Source organism: Frigoribacterium sp. PvP121 (assembly GCF_017833115.1).
GTDB classification, from domain to species: Bacteria; Actinomycetota; Actinomycetes; order Actinomycetales; family Microbacteriaceae; genus Frigoribacterium; species Frigoribacterium endophyticum.
In genome coordinates this window covers 819101-835973 of the sequence record NZ_JAFIBR010000001.1, presented here as the reverse complement: position 1 = coordinate 835973, position 16873 = coordinate 819101, and the positions used below count along the sequence as shown (strand labels likewise).

Genomic DNA, 16873 nt, shown 5'->3' with positions numbered 1-16873 from the left:
GGCGTACGGTCAGCACATGAGCACCTTGGACGACATCGACCTGACCACCCTCCGCGGCGAGCACACCCGCTTCGGGGCCTTCACCGACAAGGTCGTGCTGGTCGTGAACGTCGCCTCCCGCTGCGGCCTGGCGCCGCAGTACGAGAAGCTCGAGCAGCTGCAGCGCACCTACGGCGAGCGCGGCTTCACGGTCGTGGGCTTCCCCAGCAACCAGTTCCTGCAGGAGCTCGGCTCGGCCGAGGCGATCGACGAGTACTGCTCGGCGACCTGGGGCGTGACCTTCCCGATGATGGAGAAGGTGCGCGTGAACGGCAAGTCGGAGCACCCGCTCTACACGGAGCTGAAGAAGACGCCCGACGCGGCGGGCAAGGCCGGCAAGGTGAAGTGGAACTTCGAGAAGTTCGTCGTCACCCCCGACGGGGCGGTGCACCGCTTCCGCCCGACCACCGAGCCCGACGACCCGGCGGTCGTCGCGGTGATCGAGGCGGCGCTGCCGACTCCCGCCCCGGCGTAGGCACGGGCCCGGCCTCCGGTCAGGCGACCGCGGTCGCCACGACCGGGGGCACCGACGTCGCCCGGCGGGCGGGCACCGCCGACGACACGAGCGCGAGGGCCGCGGCGGCGAGCACGAGCGCGACGACCAGCCCGACGGGCACCTGCGGCACCACGAGCTCGCCCGCGGCCGAGCCGAGCAGCGACTGCGCGCCCGCCCAGCCGTAGACGACGCCGAGCAGCAGCCCGAGCAGCACCGCGGCGACGGTCATCTGGGCGGCCTCGAGCAGCACCATCAGCCGCACCTGGCGGGCCGTGGCGCCGAGGGTGCGCAGCAGGCCGAGCTCGCGGCGACGCTGCAGCACGCTGAGCGACACGTCGTTGACGAGGCCGACGGCGGCGATGAGGGCCGAGAAACCGACGAGCGCCGTGACGACGAGCAGGGTCGTGCTGAACAGCGCGTCGAGCTCGGCGAAGTACTCCGGGTCGGCGGCCGTCATGCTCTCGATGAAGGCCCGCAGCGTGCCGAGCGCGACCGCGAGGGTCGAGACGAGCGTGACGCCGATCACGATGCCGACCGTGGCCCGGGTGCTCCGCTCGGGGTGGCGCACCGCGTTCTCCGCGGCGAGCCGGGCCACGGCGCCGCCGCCGGCGAGCCGGCCGACGCCGCGCAGCGCGAGGGGCATCACGAGGTGCGCGCCGACGACGACCCCGGTGAACGACACGACCCCGCCGAGGAAGGCGACGACGACCCCGGTCGCGTCGGCGAGGCCGGTCACGACGCCGGCGGCGAGCAGCGCCCCGCCGCCGACGACGAGGGCGGCGCTGGCGACGGTGCGCAGCACGCGGCGCGGGGCCTCGTGGGCCGGCGCCTCCTGCGCGGTGCCGATCGCCTGCAGCGGCGTGACCGCGAGCACCTTCCGCGAGCCGACCCAGGCGGCGGCGAGGGTGGTGGCGACGACCACGACGGCCGGGGCCAGGGTGGTGGCCGACACCACGGAGTACGGCAGGTCGGGCAGCGTGCCCCGGCCGACCAGCACGGCCACCGCGACGACGACGAGCACGCTGCCGAGCAGGGCGCCGAGGGCGGCGCCGACGAGGCCGACGACGAGGCCCTCGCCCGCCACCGCCCGGCGCTGCTGGCGGGAGGAGGAGCCGAGGAGGCGCATCAGCGCGATGGTGGAGGTGCGGCCCGCGACGATGGTCGCGAAGGTGTTCGCGGTGACGACGGCGCCGACGTACAGGGCGATCCCGATCACCACGACGGCGACGACCCCGAGCATCTGGCCCACGGTGGCGCTGTCGCCGGCGACGGGGTCGGCGCGGAGTGCCTGGTCGAGCACCCGGGTCGCGCCGACGAGGGCGACGCCGAACGTGGTGGCGAGGGTCGTGACGAGGATGCTCGGGCGGTGCTCGCGCAGGAGCTCGCGGGCGCTCACGCGGCGGCCTCGAGCTCGAGCATGACGGCGGAGACCTCGGCGGGCGTGCTGCGGCCGACCTCGTGCACGACGCGGCCGTCGGCGAGGAAGACGACGCGGTCGGCGTAGCTCGCGGCCACCGGGTCGTGGGTGACCATCGCGATGCTCTGGCCGTGGTCGCGCGACGCGGCGGCGAGCACCTCGAGCACGGCGCGACCGGTGCGCGAGTCGAGGTTGCCGGTGGGCTCGTCGGCGAAGACGAGGTCGGGCCGCGTGGCGAGGGCGCGCACGATGGCGACGCGCTGCTGCTGCCCGCCCGAGAGCTGGTGGGGCCGGTGGCCGAGGCGCTGACCGAGGCCGAGGGTCTCGACGAGCCGGTCGATCCAGGCGCGCTCGTCGGCGTCGGGGCGGCGCCCGTCGAGGCGGAAGGGCAGCTCGACGTTGCCCGTCACGTCGAGGGTCGGCACGAGGTTGAACGCCTGGAAGACGAAGCCGACGCGGCGGCGACGGAGCAGGGTGAGAGCCGTGTCGTCGAGGTGCGTGATGTCGGTGTCGCCGAGCAGCACCTGCCCCGAGGTGGCCGTGTCGAGGCCGGCGGCGAGGTGCATGAGGGTCGACTTGCCCGACCCGCTCGGCCCCATCACGGCGGTGAACTCGCCGGCGCGGAGCTCGAGCGACACGCCTCGGAGCGCCTCGACGCGGCCGTCGCCCCGGCCGTAGGTCTTCGAGACGTCGGCGAGGCGGGCGACCGGCGCCGCGCCTCCGACGGGGGCGGACGGAGCAGAGGAGGCGCGGGCCGGCTGAGCGGGGCGGGCGGCGGTGGGGTGCGTCACGAGGGGGCCTTCCGGGGAGGAGGTGGGAGGGGAGTCGGGGGCGGGGCGGGTGCGCGGGGCGGGCGGGTCAGCCGCGGAGCGTGCCCGAGCCGTCGTCGCCGGGGACGGGCTCGACGGTGGTCCAGCCGAGCCAGCGGTCGCCGACCTGGGCGGTGACGCGGCCGTCGCCGCAGCTGACGAGGCCCGTGGTCGGCAGGTCGTCGGGCAGCACCTCGGGCTCGAGGGCGGGGCCGCCGAGGTCGCCGTCGACGGGCTCGCAGGCGGCGAGGTCGACGCCGTCGGCGCTGGTGAAGCTGATCTCGTAGCCCGGCTGCGAGGTGTGCAGGCGCACGTCGATGTCGCGGGCGTCGGAGGGCACCCACTCGGGCAGGAACCAGGCGACGTCGTCGGAGTTCGACGGGCGGGGCGCCTCCACGGCGGTGTCGAAGTGACGCTCCTGGACCGGGGCGGAGCCGACGGCGGCGAGCGCGGCGTCGGTGATCGCGGAGCAGCCGGTGAGGGCGACGACGGAGAGGGCGGCGGAGGCGACGAGGGCGAGGCGCGCGGCGCGGCGGGCGGGGCGGACGGGGCGTGCGGCGGGGCCGGCGGCGGAGGTCTTCTGCATGGGATCCATCGTCGCCGTGGGGCGGGGGCGGCCGACATGACGGCACCACCCGGAGCGGGACGGGGGTTGTCCCCCCTGCCGGCACCGCGACTCCTCTCGGTCTGCGGCGCTCGCTCGTGCGCCCCTCGGGGCGGGCCCTGCGGCGTGCCGCCCAGTAGTGGGGGTATCTCGACGGTCGAGATTCACGGAACATGAGAGGCACGGGGAGGCCACGGACGGCGTCCCCACCCCGACCGGGCGGCGACAGGCCGCCCCCAGACCGGAGCACCATGACGATGACCACGGCCACGGACGGCCCCACCTCGACCACCCTGCCGGCGCCCGACGCCGCCTCGCCCGTCGACGAGATGGAGCTCGGGCACGACCCCGAGCTCGACTCCGAGGTCGACGAGGACCCGCTCGCGGCCCTCGACCGGCCGCCCTTCTCCGAGGTCGACGCGGAGCTCGACCTCGACCGCCTGCTGAACTCGTTCCGGCTGCTGATGCTGCACCACTCGCGGGTGCTCAACCACCAGGGCGGTCAGCACGGGCTCGGGCTCACCGACCTGCGGTTCCTGTTCTACGTGTCGGCCGCGGGCGACGCGGTCACGCCGAAGCGCGCCGCCGAGTACCTCGAGCTGTCGAGCGGCGCCATGACGAACCTCGTCGACCGGCTGATCGACAGCGGGCACCTCGACCGTCGCCCGAACCCGGGCGACCGTCGCAGCGTGATCGTCAGCCTCACCGACGAGGGCCGCGCGGCGGCGGTCGAGATCGCGGGCGTCTACCGTCGCTCGTTCACCGAGGTCTTCAGCGCGCCGCAGTACCGGGGCATGGCGGACGCCTTCCTCGACTTCGGCGCCGCGCTGGACCGCAACGGGGCGCTGCCCGCCGAGTAGTCGGGTCGCGTCCCCGCCGCGCCGCGACGGTCGACGACGTCGAGGTGACGCCTCCTGTGGGCTGCGCGCGGAGGAGGGCCCAGGAAGGGGCACCTCGATGCGCGGCGCGGCGCGGCGCGGGCGCCCGCGCCGGCGCCGCGCGGGCGCTCAGGCGAGCAGGTCGTTCGCGAGGTAGCCCGCGTAGCCGCCGCGCGTGCGCCCGACGCGACGCCCCGAGGTCAGCACCTCGCCCGCCTCCGACGCCAGCAGGGTCGCCCCGGCCGCGCGCAGCCGCCCGACGAGCGTCACGTCCTCGTGCAGGTCGAGGTCGCCGAAGCCCCCCGCCTCCGCGTACCGCGACGCCCGCACCCCGAGGTTCGCCCCGTGCACGTGCCCGTTCGGCCGCCCGGGGGTGTGGCGTGCCGTCCAGGCGGCGACCTGCTCCCGGCTGAGGTCGGCGAAGTCGGGCCGGACGGTGCCGACCACGACGTCCGCCCCGGAGTCGGCCTCGTCGAGCTGCGACGTCAGCCAGCCCGGCGGCACCTGCGAGTCGGCGTCGGTGTTGGCGATCCAGACGCGGTCCGCGACGGTCGCGGGCCCGCCCGTGCCCTCGCCCCGGCCCAGCTCCGCGAGCGCCCACTCGACGCCGGCCGACCGCGCGAGCCCGACGTTGTGGACGCTGGTCTCGAGCACGGTGACGCCGGGCACGGCCCGGGCTAGCCGCACGGTGTCGTCCGTGCAGCCGTCGGCCACGACGACGATGACGACCCGCGCCTCCGGGCGCTCCTCGGCGAGCCGACGGCGCGCCTCGGCGACGGAGGCGAGGCAGCGCTCGATCAGCTCCTGCTCGTCACGGGCCGGCACGACGACGGCGACCCCGATGACCGGGGCCGGCGAGGAGTCGCGCGCCGGCTCCGCGACGGAGGCCCGGTCGCGCGCGTCGTCGGCGGGCACGGCGCAGGGCGCGGGCGCGCTCACCGGAGACCCGTCCGCTCGGCGACGGACCGGCCGTCGAGCGAGAACACGTCGAGCAGGAAGTCGGCCTCGACGTGCTGCACCACGCGGCGCAGCCCGGCGCGCTCGGCCCAGGCGGCCAGCGCGGCGTGCACCTCGTCGCCTCCCTGCGCGAAGTCGTCGGCCCCGTGCCGCCAGTGGCAGGCCACGAGCGTCCCGGTCGTCGTGAGCGCGGCGGCGACGCCGTCGAGCAGGGCGGCCAGCGCACCGGGCTCGAGGTAGTAGCCGACCTCGCCGAGCACGACGAGGTCCCAGCGCCCCTCGGGCAGCCCCTCGGAGGCGTCGGCCCGCTCCACCCGCACGTGCGGCTGGTCGGCGAGCCGCTCGCGGGCACGCTCGACGGCCACCGGCGAGACGTCGAGCGCGAGCACCCGGTCGGCCCGGGCGGCGAGCTCGCCCGTGACGACGCCGATCGAGCAGCCGACCTCGAGCACCGCGCCGTACCGCTCGTCGGGCAGGGCCCCGAGCACGAGGGCTCGCTTGCGGCGCTCGTACCAGCGCGTCGTGACGCCCCACGGGTCGTCGCGGGCGGCGTGCGTCCCGTCGAAGCGGGAGGCGTCGTCGGCCCGAGCGTCATCGGCGGTGGGCGCGCCGGCGGGCACCGCGACCGCGGGCGCCGAGCGCACGAACACGTCGCGCCCGGCGGCGAAGTGGGCGAGGAACTCCGGCCGCAGCACCGCCTCGTCGCCCGGTCGCGCGGAGAGCGGCCTGACCTGGCTGACGTAGCGGGCGAGGGCGTGCTGGCGGGCGACCCGCGCCTCCTCGTCCACCGTCAGCTGCACCAGCTGCGCCCACGGCACGTCGGGGTGGCCGGGCGAGCCCCAGTGCCACATCCAGACCGGGTACTCGAGCAGCTCGGGCTCCGGCTCGGCGCCGGCGACGACCTCGGCCGCCAGCTCGCCGAGCACGCGGTGGTCGCGGTGCCCGTCACCGCGCCAGGTCGACACGACGGCGGAGGGAGCGAGCTCGTCGACGAGGTCGACGAGCCGGTCGCGCACGGCCTCGCGGTGCTCACGCACGGCCCCGTCGGGCACGCCGAGCATCACGAGCCGGACCCCGGGGCCGAGCTCGTCGAGGGCCGCCCGGGCCTCGCGGCGCCGGACCTCGCCGAGCTCGGCGCTCGTCGTCGTCTCCGACGCGGGGTGCGAGGCGGTGCCGTCCGTCACGACGACGACGGTGACGGGCTGCCCCCGCCGTGACGCGGCGGCGATCAGCGAGCCGGCGCCGAGCGTCTCGTCGTCGGCGTGTGCCGCGAGCACGAGCAGGGAGCCGGGGAGGCGCGGTGCGGCCGGCAGCGCCGCCAGACGCGGGTCGGCCTCCCACGTGGCGGCGGAGGTGCCGGGCTCGCGGGCGTCGAAGCTCACCACGGGTCCACCCCCTCCCCCGGGGCGTCGGCCCCGTCGCCGAGGGCGAGCTCGCGGACGGCGCCGCCGAGCGACGCCTCGTCCTTCTCCGCGTGGTGCTGGCGGAGGTACAGCTCGAGGTCGGCGACCCGCGCGGCGTGGGCCGCGTCGAGCGCCAGGGGCGCGGGCCCGAGGGCCCGGCCGACGACACGCAGCACGTCGTCGGCCGCGCGGGCGACCGTTCCCCGCACCCGCTTGGCGAGGAGGCGCCCCTCCCGCCCGGTGGCCTCGCCCGCGTCGACGAGGTCGGCGGCCTCGGCGAGCGCACGCCGCGCGTCGCCGAGGCGCTCGTCGACCACCCCGAGGGCGCGGAGCCGCCAGGGGTCGGGCTCGCGGCCGACCGTCGCGGCGTGGAGGGTGCGGGCGACGCCGACCGCTCCGCCGTACCAGCAGGCGGCGACGCCGATGCCGCCCCACTCGAAGCCGGGTCGGCGGAGGTACCAGCCGGGCTCGCCGACCGGGCTCGCCGCGACGTCGTCGAAGCGGACGGGGCCGGAGGGGATTTCGACCAGGCCGCGGGCGTGCCACGTGCCGGGCACGACCTCGACGCCGGGCTGGTGCAGGTCGACCGCGAAGAGACGGCGCTCGTCGCCCGCCCAGGCGGTGACGAGGGCCGCGTCGAGCTGGTCGGCGAGGGAGCACCACGGCTTGACGCCGGTGAGCGTCCAGCGCTCGGGGGCGGCGGTCGCAGCGCCGTCGGCAGCGGGGGCACCGGGGTCGGCGGGGTCGACCGCGACGGCCGGGGCGCGCGTGGCGTCGAGCCGCACCCCCGGGCCCTCGGCGGCGAAGACGCCCCAGAGCGGCCCGGCCGCGGAGGCCCGGCCACCCGAGCCAGCGGCGTCCGTAGCGGTCGGCGCCACCTGGCCGGCCTCCCGCGCCTGCTCGAGGACGGCGACCGCGTCGAGGTGCGGCTCGACGGCCCGCGCCGCGGAGAGGTCGTGGGCGGCGAGCGTGGCCAGCGCGCGCCAGAGATCCGCGGTCTGGCCGGTGCCGGGGGCGGGCACCGCGCCTCCCTGCGCTCCGGGGTCGGTCAGGCTCGCGGCGAGGCCCAGGGCCTCCGCGACGGAGGCCGGCAGGTGAGCACGGACGAAGGAGGTCGTCGACCCTGGCGGGACGGCGCGCGACAAGTGCATGCTCCGACCGTACGGGGCGTGCACGGCCTGCACCCAGCGTTGTCCCCCACAGAGGGCACGGCGGCGTGTGCGGCCCTGGCCGCCCGAGCGGCCGGGCCCGCCGTCAGAACGAGGTGATGCCGTGCAGCGGCCGGTCGGGCGCGAGCATCGCCCGGAGCGACTGCACCGCGCCCGCGCGGCGCTCGCGGACGAGCCCGGCCCCGGCGAGCGTCACGGGGTCGACGCCGCCGAGCCAGAGCGAGCCCAGCGTGGCGACGTCGAGGTCGAGGTCGGCCCGGCGGACGCCCGCGCGCTTGACGGTCGCCGAGCCGCCCTCGCTCGTGACCCGGAAGGTGCCGGCCGCGTGCCCCAGGGCGTCGGCGACCGCGAGCGTGACGACCCCGTCGGCCGACCACGGCCGCGCCTGCAGCGCCGCCACGGGGTCGAGCACGCGCAGCCAGACGTGGTCCTCGTCGTGGGTGATGCGCATCGCGCGGGGGTCGACCAGCGCGTGCAGCAGCGGGTCGGCCTGGGGAGCCTGCTCGTAGCGGACGGTGTCGACGAGGTCGACCTCGAGCAGCAGCTGCCAGAGGCCGAGGTACGCGTCGTCGCTCGCCGCCACGAGGTCGGTGACGATCAGCACGGTCGTCGCGCCCTCGTCGAGCTTGTAGGTGACGTAGCCGTCGACCGCGCCCGCGGGGTCGCGGTGCACCGCGGCGCGGATCGCGGGGTCGGAGACGCCGCCCGGCCGGCCGCCGTGCAGCCGGTGCGACCAGACGCCCTCGTGCCGGTCGATCGACCCCGGGCTGCGGCGGTGGAACCGGGCGAAGACCTCGCGGGCCGTCGCCTCGAACGCCTCGTCGCGGGCGACCAGGTCGACGCTGCCCGCGGGCTCGGAGAGCAGGCCGGAGGCGCGGCGCCGGTCGACCTCGACCTTGCGTTCGCGGGTGGCAGGCCCGAACCCGAACCGGCGGTAGATCACGCCCTCGCTGGCGGTCAGCGCGGCCACCGCGAGGCCCGCGCCCTTCGCGGCGGCCAGGTCGTCGGTCATCAGCCGGCGGAGGATGCCCCGACGGCGGTAGGTCGGCTGCACGGTCACGCCCGAGACGAGGTGCGCGTCGAGGAGGCGCCCGCCGCCGACGTTGATCGAGCGGGTGAGGCTGACGAAGGTGCCCACGGGCACTCCGGAGGCGGCGAGGGAGCCCTCCCGCGCCTCCTTCGCGTAGACGCCCGTGTAGAGCCGGCCGTCGACGACGCCGCGCTGCGTCTCGCGGCCGATCGTGCCGGCGTCCGGCTCAGCGTTGTGGAAGCCGAGGGTGACCGCCCGCGTCCAGGCCGTCGAGTCGGCGTCGGCGCGCGGCTCGGCGGGCGCGGCGCCGTCGCCCGCGGCGTCGCCGGCGGCACCGTCAGCGGCGTCGCCCGCATCGGCGACCGGGGTCGGCTCGAGCGCGGCGGGGAAGGAACGGATGTCGAAGTCGTCGTCGAAGGGAGCCACGACGGCCAGCGTAGGGCGCGCCGCCGACGCTGTCGTCGGCCGGAGGGAGGAGCCGACGGCTAGAGCGTCAGCCGCCGCTCCACGAGCCCGCGGGCGACGTCGGCGAGGCGCGTGCGGGTGCGCCGCGCGTGCGACCGCATCAGCTCGAAGGCCTGGTCGGTGCTGACGTCGTGGGTGTGCGCGAGCACGCCCTTCGCCTGCTCGATGACGACGCGGGTGGTCAGCGCCGACTGCAGCTGGGCCCGGACGGCGGTGCTCTCGCGCAGCGTCCTCTCCTGCACGATGCCGATGGTCGCGACGTCGGCGAGCGCCTGCGCCACGCGCACGTCGCGCTCGTTGAGCTCGCCGGGCTCGTGCCGCAGCAGGTTGAGCGTGCCGATCACGGTCTCGCGGAGGCGCAGGGGCACGGCGTGCACCGAGCGGAAGCCCTGCTCGCGCGCGACGCGGGCGAAGCGCGGCCAGCGGGCGTCGCCCTCGTCGAGCGAGGTGACCGAGACGACCTTGCCGGTGCGGAAGCACTCCCAGCAGGGCCCCTCCTCCGCGTCGAGCTGCATGGTCTCGACGAGCGAGGTCGCCTCGCTCGTCGAGGCGACGACCTCGAGCTCGCCCGAGTCGTCGGCGAGCAGGATGCCCCCCTCCGAGACGTCGAGCAGGTCGTGGCAGGTCTCGACGAGCGACTGCAGCAGCTCGATGACGTCGAAGCCCGCGACGAGCGAGTCGGCCAGGGTGGTGAAGGCGTCGACGAGAGCGGCCTCCCGTGTGGATTCCGTCATGATGACTCCTCGATGCCCGTGGGGCGTGTGGCGAAGCTGAGGCGACCGGCCAGGACGTCGTCGGCGACCTCGCGCATCGACGTCCCGGTGGCGAAGGCGTGGCCCTGCAGCAGCAGCTCGGCGTCCTCGGGCGAGACGCCGACCTGGGCGAGCACCATGCCGGTGGCCTGGTGGACGTGCCGGCGCGAGAAGCGGTCGGTCACGGCGTCGTCGTGCTGCTCGTCGGCGATCTCGCGGACGGCGGCGCGCAGCAGGTGGCGGCTGACCTCGCGGGCCAGGGCGGAGGCGCGGAGGGCGTGCTCGTCGCTCAGGTCGTGCGCGTGGTCGCACCAGAGGTCCATGGCGCCGAGAGCGAGCGGGCCGAGCAGCAGGGGGAAGGCGAAGAGGGCACCGATCGGCTCGTCGGCGAGCGCCCGCGAGAACGCGGGCCAGACGCGCACGGGCGAGCCCGCGACGTCGGGCTCGAGCACCGGTCGGCGGGCGGCGACGGCGTCCCAGCAGGGGCCCTCGCCGAGGTCGAACTGCAGCTCGTCGAGCCGCGCGGCCTGGTCGTCGGTGGCGGCGACCGTCCCGGTGGGCAGCAGGTCGCCCATCGTCGCGATGGAGAGGCCCGTCACGGGCAGGGCGCCGAGCAACGGACGAGCCAGGTCGCCCCCGGTCGAGGAGGCGCGGCGCAGCTCGGCCACGGCCGTCACCATCTCGTCGTCCACGTCGCTGCTCCCTGCACACTCCGGTCTCGGAGTCAACCGTACCGCCGACCCTGTCGCCGGGGCCCCGTGACGTGCGACCATCGGAGCACGAGAGATCGTTCCCCCGGACCCCGGGAGCGGCGGACACGCGGCCTCGGCCGCTCTACCGGACGAGGTCACCGTGAACGTCACCAGCCTGAGCATCGACGGCCAGCTCTACCACCTCGACCCCTCGGTCGACGTGGGCGCCCTCAAGGCCCGCATCTCGGCCGTCGCCCGACAGGGAGCGGACTTCGTCGACTTCTCGACGGTCGCGCACGGCCTGGTCTCGGTGCTCGTCACGGCGTCGAGCGTCGTGCGCCTCCAGTCGGTGCCGACCGAGCCCGTCGACGCGGCCCACGAGCCGGAGGAAGCCACGGAGTGGGCGCGCATCGACGCCGCCATCGACTTCGACGAGTACGCCTGGTAGCCCCCGCGGCGCCGACGGGCCACGATGGAGGCACCCGGTCACCCGACAGAGACGTCGACACGACCGCGAGACGGACGGAGCCCCCATGCGCGTCGGCGTGCCCACCGAGATCAAGAACAACGAGGCCCGCGTGGCGATCACGCCCGCCGGGGTCGACACCCTGGTGCGCCGGGGCCACGAGGTGCTCGTGCAGTCGGGGGCGGGCCTCGGCTCGCGTCTCTCCGACGCCGACTTCGCCGCGGCGGGCGCGACGGTCGTCGACGGCCCCGCGGCCGTGTGGGACGCCGCCGACCTGCTCGTCAAGGTCAAGGAGCCGGTCGCCGAGGAGCACGCCCGCCTCCGCGCCGACCAGGTGCTCTTCACGTACCTGCACCTCGCGGCCGACCGGGCCCTGACGGAGGCGCTGGTCGCCTCGGGCACGACCGCGATCGCCTACGAGACGGTGCAGCTGGCCGACCGCTCGCTGCCGCTGCTGCAGCCGATGAGCGAGGTGGCCGGGCGGCTGTCGATCACGGTGGGGGCGTACCACCTGATGCGCGCCTCCGGCGGTCGCGGGACCCTGCTCGGCGGCGTCCCGGGCACCCCGCGCGCGAAGGTCGTCGTGATCGGCGGGGGCGTCGCCGGCGAGCACGCGGCGGCCGCCGCCGTCGGCCTGGGCGCCGACGTGACCGTGGTCGACCTGTCGCTGCCGCGCCTCCGGAGCCTCGAGGCGCGCTTCGACGGGCGCGTCGCCACGCGGCACTCGTCGCCGTGGGAGATCGCGGCGCAGGTGCGCGACGCCGACCTCGTGATCGGGTCGGTGCTCGTGCCCGGAGCCGCGGCGCCGAAGCTCGTGACCGACGAGATGGTCGCCGGCATGAAGGCCGGTGCGGTGCTCGTCGACATCGCGATCGACCAGGGCGGCTGCTTCGAGGGGTCGCGCCCGACCACGCACGACGACCCCACCTTCGCGGTGCACGAGGCCGTCTACTACTGCGTCGCCAACATGCCCGGCGCCGTGCCGGAGACGTCGACGCGGGCGCTCACGGCGGCGACGCTGCCCTACGTGGCGGCGCTCGCCGACCACGGGTGGCGCGCCGCGACGGAGGCCGACCCGGCGCTCGCGCTCGGCCTCAACGTCGTCGGCGGACGCGTCACGAACGCGGGGGTCGCGTCGGCGCTCGGGCTGCCGCTGGGGTAGGTGCCGGAGGGCGCGCCGCAGGGCGCGCCGGCGCGTCTCGGCGCGACGCGCCGGTGTCGGCGGGCGACGCGCCGGAGCGCTTGCGGAGCGTCGGAGGGGCTGCCTACACTCGACCCCTGTTCGAACACGTGTTCGAGAGAGGCGGCCCTGATGAACATCTCCACGACCCGATCCGACGTCGCGCTCTGGTTCGTCGACGAGGTGCCCGACCGGCTCGTGCACGACGGGGTGCGGTACCGCGTCTCCGACATGCCGACGAAGCTCTTCGACGAGCCGACGTTCGTGCACGCGCTCATCACGCACCCGCCGCGACAGTTCGTCGGGTGGCGGTTCCAGGCCACCGACGGGGTCGGCACGACCCACATGTTCGAGGTGCTGCGCGACGCCGCGGGCCGGTGGGTGCTGGGCCGCGTCTACGACTGACGCGGCGCCGCAGCTCGCTCCGGGCGACTCGATCCGGGCCCTCGTGGTCGGCGACCGCCCAGCACAGGGCATCTCGTGCGGGTCACGGGTTGTCACAGGGTGTGGATGCCGTGTGGAGAACCTGTGCCGACACGCCGCCCGCCCGGTGGAGAACTGGGGACAACTGGGGACAAACGTGTGGAAATCACATCGGTGTAATTCGCCCATAGCTCTGTGACCAGCATTTTCGGCAGGGTCTAGCCCTGTGGATAACTCTCGATCTCACGCTCGACTTGTCCACATCGCGGGAGGGGGACGGATGCGGTAGGTGCGACCTGAGGCCGGTCGCAGGTCGCGGTGCCAGACTCGCCGCAGCGATCTCACGGCGCCCGTGCTCGCGGCGCCGTCCACCCGAGGAAGGACCGCCGTGCCCAAGGACGACAAGACCCCGAAGAACCCCGACTCGAAGGGGGCCACCAAGAAGGGCTCCGCGAATGGGGCCACGAAGAAGGGCTCCGCGAGGGGCGCCTCGAAGGTCGCCGAGGCCGAGACCCGTGCTCGCGAGGCCCTGCGCGCCGCGAAGGCCGCCGTGGCCGAGGCTCGCGCCCGGTCGGCGGCGCTGACCACCGTCACGCGGCCGGGCCTCGACGACCTCGCGCAGCAGCTCGTCGTCGTCAAGGGCGAGATCAAGGCCGCGACCCGTCGGGCCGAGAAGGCCGACGCCCAGCGCGCCGAGCTCGAGGAGCGCCGCGCCGCCGCCCGGAAGGCCCGTGCCCGCGCCGAGAAGAAGGCCGCGAAGGCCGACGCCGCCCGCGAGGAGGTCGCCGCGGCCGAGAAGGCCGCCGCGAAGGCCGCCCGCCGCGCCGAGAAGGCCGCCGCGAAGGCGTCGCGAAGCACGGCGGCCACGGCACCCGGCGCCTCGTCGACGCCGACGTCCGGCCCGGCGGCCGACGCGACCGGGGCGCCCGCCGGCACCGCGACTCCGGCAGCCACCGCCGCGGTCGACTCCGCTCCCGTCGACTACGCCCTGCCGCTCCCCCCGAGCGACGAGACGACGGTGACGCGCGAGGACGGCAGCGAGGCCCGCGAGGACCTGCACGCCCAGACCCTCGTGCACCTGCGCGGCCTCGCCCGCGCCGCGGGGCTCACGGGGTACTCGCGCCTGACGAAGACCGCGCTGGTGGCGAAGCTGCAGGAGCTCGCGGTTCGGTGACCGGACATCGGCGAGCGAGCCGCCGTCTCCGTTCGTAGGGTCGGTGCATGAGCGCTGATCAGAGGGAGATCGACCTGGCCCGCGTGTTCGTCGACCTGGCGGACTCGCTCCGGGGAGGGCACGACGTCATCGACACGATGGACGTGCTCGTGCAGGCGACCGTCACGCACACCCGCGCCTCCGAGGCGGCGGTCGTGCTGGCGGACGCCGGCGGCTCCCTCCACGTCGTCGCGTCGACCTCGGAGCGCTCCGTCGACGTCGAGGAGGCGCAGATCGGCACAGCGTCGGGCCCCTGCGTCGCCGCCTACGCGGACGGCCACCTGCTCGAGGTGCCCGACGTGCACGGGGTCGTCGACCGCTGGCCGGAGTTCGTCGAGACGGCCGAGGCGTCGGGCCTGCGCGCCGCCCTCGCCATCCCGCTCACGGTGCGCGACCGGACCGTCGGCGGCATGAACGTCTTCCTGCGCGAGGCGGGGCGCCTGAGCGACGTCGAGCTGGTGCTGCTGCAGGCGATGACCCACGTGGCGACGATCAGCGTGCTCCAGCAGCGCGACTCCGACGCCCGCGACGAGCTCGCCGACCAGCTGCAGCGGGCGCTCGACGCCCGCGTCACGATCGAGCAGGCGAAGGGGTTCCTCGCCTACCAGCACGAGACGGGGGTGGACCAGGCCTTCGCGCTGATCCGTGACCACGCCCGGCGCCACCGGGTGCGCCTCCGCGAGGTCGCCGAGGGCGTGGTGCGTCGCGAGCTCAGCCTCTGACCTCCGGCGCCGAGGCCCCGGTGGCCGAGGCCGGCTCGGGCAGCACGTGCAGGCCGGGGCCGCTGTCGGCGGAGGCGGCGAGCGCCCTCAGCCAGGCGGGGTTGATCGCCGGGGGGCGGCTGCCGGCGAAGCGGAAGCGCAGGCTCACGGTCGGGAAGACCCAGATGGTGCTGCGCCCGTCGCCGGACGCCGCGGGCTCCTTCCACGAGAAGGCGAAGCTCTCGTGGCGGCGCAGCTTGGCGACCATGACGATCTGGAGGTGCGCCAGCACACGGTCGTCCATCTGCACCTCGGCGGTGCCGCGGTCGTAGATCAGGTGCCCCACGGTCGCGCCCCGCTCAGGCGCCGGGCACGGCCGCGTCGTCGACGGCGGTGTCGTGCGGGGCGTGGTCGGCGTGCTGGTCGTGGTCGTGGTCGTGGTGCTGGTCGGGCGCGGCGTGCGGGTCGTGGGCGCCGTTCTCGGTGGCGGGCCCGGAGGCGCCCTGCGGCAGGCGCGCCTGGTCGAGGATCGCGACGGCGTCCGCCGCCGAGATCGACCAGGTGATGGTCGCCGTGACCGTGGCGCTGCCGCCGGCCCCGATGTCGTCGCTGAGGAAGTCGACCCGGACGTCGGAGACCGACTGGTCACGCGCCGGGACGCCCTCGACCGCACGCACGATGACGCCGTCGTCGTAGGGCAGGTTGGAGATGGCCATGGTGCTCGGTCCGTTCGTCGGGTGCGGGACGGGGCTGTCGCCTCCTCCAGTGTCCTCCTCCGGGGCGGGGCCCGTCAGGCGCTCATCCCGTCCGTTCGGCGCGCTCCGCGACGCAGTTGTCCGGAAAGCGAAGTGTCTAGGAGGACTAACTAGCTGGACTAGCTAAATCATGTCAGCATCTCTCCCGTACCGGTTCACGGCGGTACGGCCCGACTTCACGGCGGGCCACCCGCAACGACGACGGCGCAGGGCCGTCAGGAACGAGAACGACATGAGCATCACGAGCCAGTCTCCGTTCACGGAGATCCGAGCCACCGAGCGCCAGGCCACCCTCTTCGTCATCGCGACCTCGGCGGTCGCCGCGTGCGGCACCGTCGTCGCCGGCATGCTCGTCGCCCTCGGGGTCGCCGCGTGAACGCCGCCGGCGCCGCAGCCACCTGGTCGGACCTCGCGCTCCCCGCGACGGAGCCCCTCGACCTCGCCGACCTCTTCCGGGCGGAGGCCGCCTGATGGACCTCCGGTCGCTCACCCACGAGGCGCTCGTCGCCGCCGTCTCGGGTCGCCTGGTCGGCCCCCAGTCGCTCTCGGCCGCCGAGGTGCAGGCGTTCTCCGCCAGCCCCGTCGATGCCCCCTCGGCCCGCCCCGAGCACGCGAGGATGGAGGCCGCCTGATGCCCTTCTCCGCCCGCGCCCTCGCTCCCGAGCTCGAGCACGTCTCGTACTTCGACACGTCGATCGACGACGACGACCTCGACTGACGCCTCCCCCGAGGCACACGGCACCACCCGCACGGCACCACCCGCACGACAGCAACACAGGACGACCGCACGACAGCATGACGACGACCGCACGACCCCGCTCGACCACCGCCTCCACCAGGGCCGGCAGCGCGCGGGCGACGCCCGACGGGCGTCACACCGAACACCGTCACCCCCGACGGCCTGATCACCCAGAGGACCCCGCGATGCCCCAGCGAATCCAGGCAGCCCGCCTGCACGCCTCCCTCGAGAGCTACCGGATCACCGAGCAGCGTCTCGACCGGACGGCTGGGTCGTCGCCCCTGCCGCGGACGGAGCGGGACGCCCTCGCGCTCATCCTCGCCGCGGAGGCCACCGAGCAGCCGATGACGCCGGGCGCCCTCGCCGCGACCCTGGGCTTCACCACCCCCGCTGTCTCGAACTTGCTGCACCGGTTGCAGGACGCCGGGCTCGTGCTCTGCGAGGCCGACCCGAGCGACCGTCGCCGCAAGACCGTGCACACCACGCCGGAGGGGCGCGACGCCTGCGAGACCACCACGACGGTGCCGCCGGTGCAGGAGTTCCTCATGCAGGTGCCCCCGGAGCAGGCCGAGGTGATCAGCGCGTTCCTCGACGAGCTGAGCACCGTGATCGCCTCGCAGGCGGAGCGCGTCCCGCGCTGAGGCTGGCGCCTCGAGGTGCCCCGTCCTGGGCCCTCCGCGGCGCG

General features: G+C 75.6%; 21 protein-coding genes. 10 read left to right on the top strand and 11 right to left on the bottom strand.

The annotated features are described in order from the left end of the window. The first annotated feature begins 16 nt into the window (after positions 1–16). Positions 17–514 (top strand): glutathione peroxidase, encoded by a 498-nt coding sequence (locus tag JOE43_RS04010; protein ID WP_209514904.1) that lies wholly within the window; start codon positions 17–19, stop codon positions 512–514. Positions 515–533: 19 nt separating this feature from the next. Here the strand turns inward: JOE43_RS04010 and JOE43_RS04005 are convergent, their stop codons facing one another. The 3 genes from JOE43_RS04005 to JOE43_RS15455 all read right to left on the bottom strand — a co-directional run bounded on the left by JOE43_RS04005 (position 534) and on the right by JOE43_RS15455 (position 3347). Continuing rightward, on the bottom strand, positions 534–1931 hold the full coding sequence (locus tag JOE43_RS04005; RefSeq protein WP_209514902.1) for an ABC transporter permease: 1398 nt from the start codon (positions 1929–1931) through the stop codon (positions 534–536). After that, complete coding sequence (locus JOE43_RS15460) at positions 1928–2743, bottom strand: ABC transporter ATP-binding protein (protein WP_307803232.1); 816 nt, start codon at positions 2741–2743, stop codon at positions 1928–1930. The genes JOE43_RS04005 and JOE43_RS15460 overlap by 4 nt, the downstream gene beginning before the upstream one ends. Positions 2744–2810: 67 nt before the next feature. After that, positions 2811–3347 (bottom strand): hypothetical protein, encoded by a 537-nt coding sequence (locus JOE43_RS15455; RefSeq protein WP_245187103.1) that lies wholly within the window; start codon positions 3345–3347, stop codon positions 2811–2813. Between the two features lie 269 nt (positions 3348–3616). On the opposite strand from JOE43_RS15455, the gene JOE43_RS03995 reads away from it, so the two are divergent. Continuing rightward, a complete protein-coding gene (locus tag JOE43_RS03995; protein ID WP_209514898.1) occupies positions 3617–4225 on the top strand; it encodes a MarR family winged helix-turn-helix transcriptional regulator in 609 nt (202 codons plus the stop codon). A 147-nt stretch (positions 4226–4372) separates the two neighbouring features. Here JOE43_RS03995 and JOE43_RS03990 read toward each other — a convergent pair whose 3' ends face one another. The 6 genes from JOE43_RS03990 to JOE43_RS03965 all read right to left on the bottom strand — a co-directional run bounded on the left by JOE43_RS03990 (position 4373) and on the right by JOE43_RS03965 (position 10711). Continuing rightward, positions 4373–5182 carry a glycosyltransferase family 2 protein gene (locus JOE43_RS03990; RefSeq protein WP_307803231.1) on the bottom strand — a complete coding sequence of 270 codons (810 nt, stop codon included), beginning with the start codon at positions 5180–5182 and terminating at the stop codon, positions 4373–4375. Continuing rightward, complete coding sequence (locus tag JOE43_RS03985) at positions 5179–6585, bottom strand: bifunctional PIG-L family deacetylase/class I SAM-dependent methyltransferase (protein ID WP_209514896.1); 1407 nt, start codon at positions 6583–6585, stop codon at positions 5179–5181. Before JOE43_RS03985 ends, JOE43_RS03990 begins: the two co-directional genes overlap by 4 nt. Then, positions 6579–7754 carry an acyl-CoA dehydrogenase gene (locus JOE43_RS03980; protein ID WP_209514894.1) on the bottom strand — a complete coding sequence of 392 codons (1176 nt, stop codon included), beginning with the start codon at positions 7752–7754 and terminating at the stop codon, positions 6579–6581. The genes JOE43_RS03985 and JOE43_RS03980 overlap by 7 nt, the downstream gene beginning before the upstream one ends. A 103-nt stretch (positions 7755–7857) precedes the next feature. Beyond that, positions 7858–9228 (bottom strand): GNAT family N-acetyltransferase, encoded by a 1371-nt coding sequence (locus JOE43_RS03975; protein WP_209514893.1) that lies wholly within the window; start codon positions 9226–9228, stop codon positions 7858–7860. A 59-nt stretch (positions 9229–9287) separates the two neighbouring features. Further along, entirely contained in the window at positions 9288–10001 is a 714-nt protein-coding gene (locus JOE43_RS03970) for a GAF and ANTAR domain-containing protein (RefSeq protein ID WP_209514890.1), read from the bottom strand. After that, positions 9998–10711, bottom strand: a complete 714-nt coding sequence (locus JOE43_RS03965) for an ANTAR domain-containing protein (RefSeq protein WP_307803230.1) — start codon at positions 10709–10711, stop codon at positions 9998–10000. Before JOE43_RS03965 ends, JOE43_RS03970 begins: the two co-directional genes overlap by 4 nt. Positions 10712–10871: 160 nt before the next feature. Between JOE43_RS03965 and JOE43_RS03960 the strand changes: the two genes are divergently transcribed. The 5 genes from JOE43_RS03960 to JOE43_RS03940 all read left to right on the top strand — a co-directional run bounded on the left by JOE43_RS03960 (position 10872) and on the right by JOE43_RS03940 (position 14715). After that, positions 10872–11159 (top strand): hypothetical protein, encoded by a 288-nt coding sequence (locus JOE43_RS03960; protein ID WP_056058539.1) that lies wholly within the window; start codon positions 10872–10874, stop codon positions 11157–11159. A gap of 85 nt (positions 11160–11244) precedes the next feature. Further along, positions 11245–12339 carry an alanine dehydrogenase gene (ald, locus tag JOE43_RS03955; RefSeq protein WP_209514888.1) on the top strand — a complete coding sequence of 365 codons (1095 nt, stop codon included), beginning with the start codon at positions 11245–11247 and terminating at the stop codon, positions 12337–12339. Positions 12340–12489: 150 nt separating this feature from the next. Further along, the gene (locus tag JOE43_RS03950) at positions 12490–12762 is read left to right on the top strand and encodes a hypothetical protein (RefSeq protein ID WP_056058532.1); all 273 of its coding nucleotides are present in this window, start codon (positions 12490–12492) and stop codon (positions 12760–12762) included. Positions 12763–13168: 406 nt separating this feature from the next. Continuing rightward, positions 13169–13954, top strand: a complete 786-nt coding sequence (locus tag JOE43_RS03945) for a hypothetical protein (protein WP_209514887.1) — start codon at positions 13169–13171, stop codon at positions 13952–13954. Between the two features lie 47 nt (positions 13955–14001). Next, complete coding sequence (locus JOE43_RS03940; RefSeq protein ID WP_209514885.1) at positions 14002–14715, top strand: GAF and ANTAR domain-containing protein; 714 nt, start codon at positions 14002–14004, stop codon at positions 14713–14715. Here JOE43_RS03940 and JOE43_RS03935 read toward each other — a convergent pair. Together JOE43_RS03935 and JOE43_RS03930 are read right to left on the bottom strand one after the other, a co-directional pair. Continuing rightward, entirely contained in the window at positions 14705–15040 is a 336-nt protein-coding gene (locus JOE43_RS03935; protein ID WP_056058522.1) for a hypothetical protein, read from the bottom strand. The two genes, JOE43_RS03940 and JOE43_RS03935, sit on opposite strands and share 11 nt — an antisense overlap. A gap of 13 nt (positions 15041–15053) precedes the next feature. Beyond that, positions 15054–15410 carry a hypothetical protein gene (locus tag JOE43_RS03930; protein WP_209514883.1) on the bottom strand — a complete coding sequence of 119 codons (357 nt, stop codon included), beginning with the start codon at positions 15408–15410 and terminating at the stop codon, positions 15054–15056. Between the two features lie 271 nt (positions 15411–15681). On the opposite strand from JOE43_RS03930, the gene JOE43_RS03925 reads away from it, so the two are divergent. From JOE43_RS03925 to JOE43_RS03915, 3 genes are all read left to right on the top strand, one after another. Continuing rightward, a complete protein-coding gene (locus tag JOE43_RS03925) occupies positions 15682–15825 on the top strand; it encodes a hypothetical protein (protein WP_156370189.1) in 144 nt (47 codons plus the stop codon). A 94-nt stretch (positions 15826–15919) separates the two neighbouring features. Beyond that, a complete protein-coding gene (locus tag JOE43_RS03920) occupies positions 15920–16081 on the top strand; it encodes a hypothetical protein (RefSeq protein ID WP_209514881.1) in 162 nt (53 codons plus the stop codon). 292 nt (positions 16082–16373) lie between these two features. Then, a complete protein-coding gene (locus JOE43_RS03915) occupies positions 16374–16829 on the top strand; it encodes a MarR family winged helix-turn-helix transcriptional regulator (protein ID WP_056058516.1) in 456 nt (151 codons plus the stop codon). Positions 16830–16873: the final 44 nt, after the last annotated feature.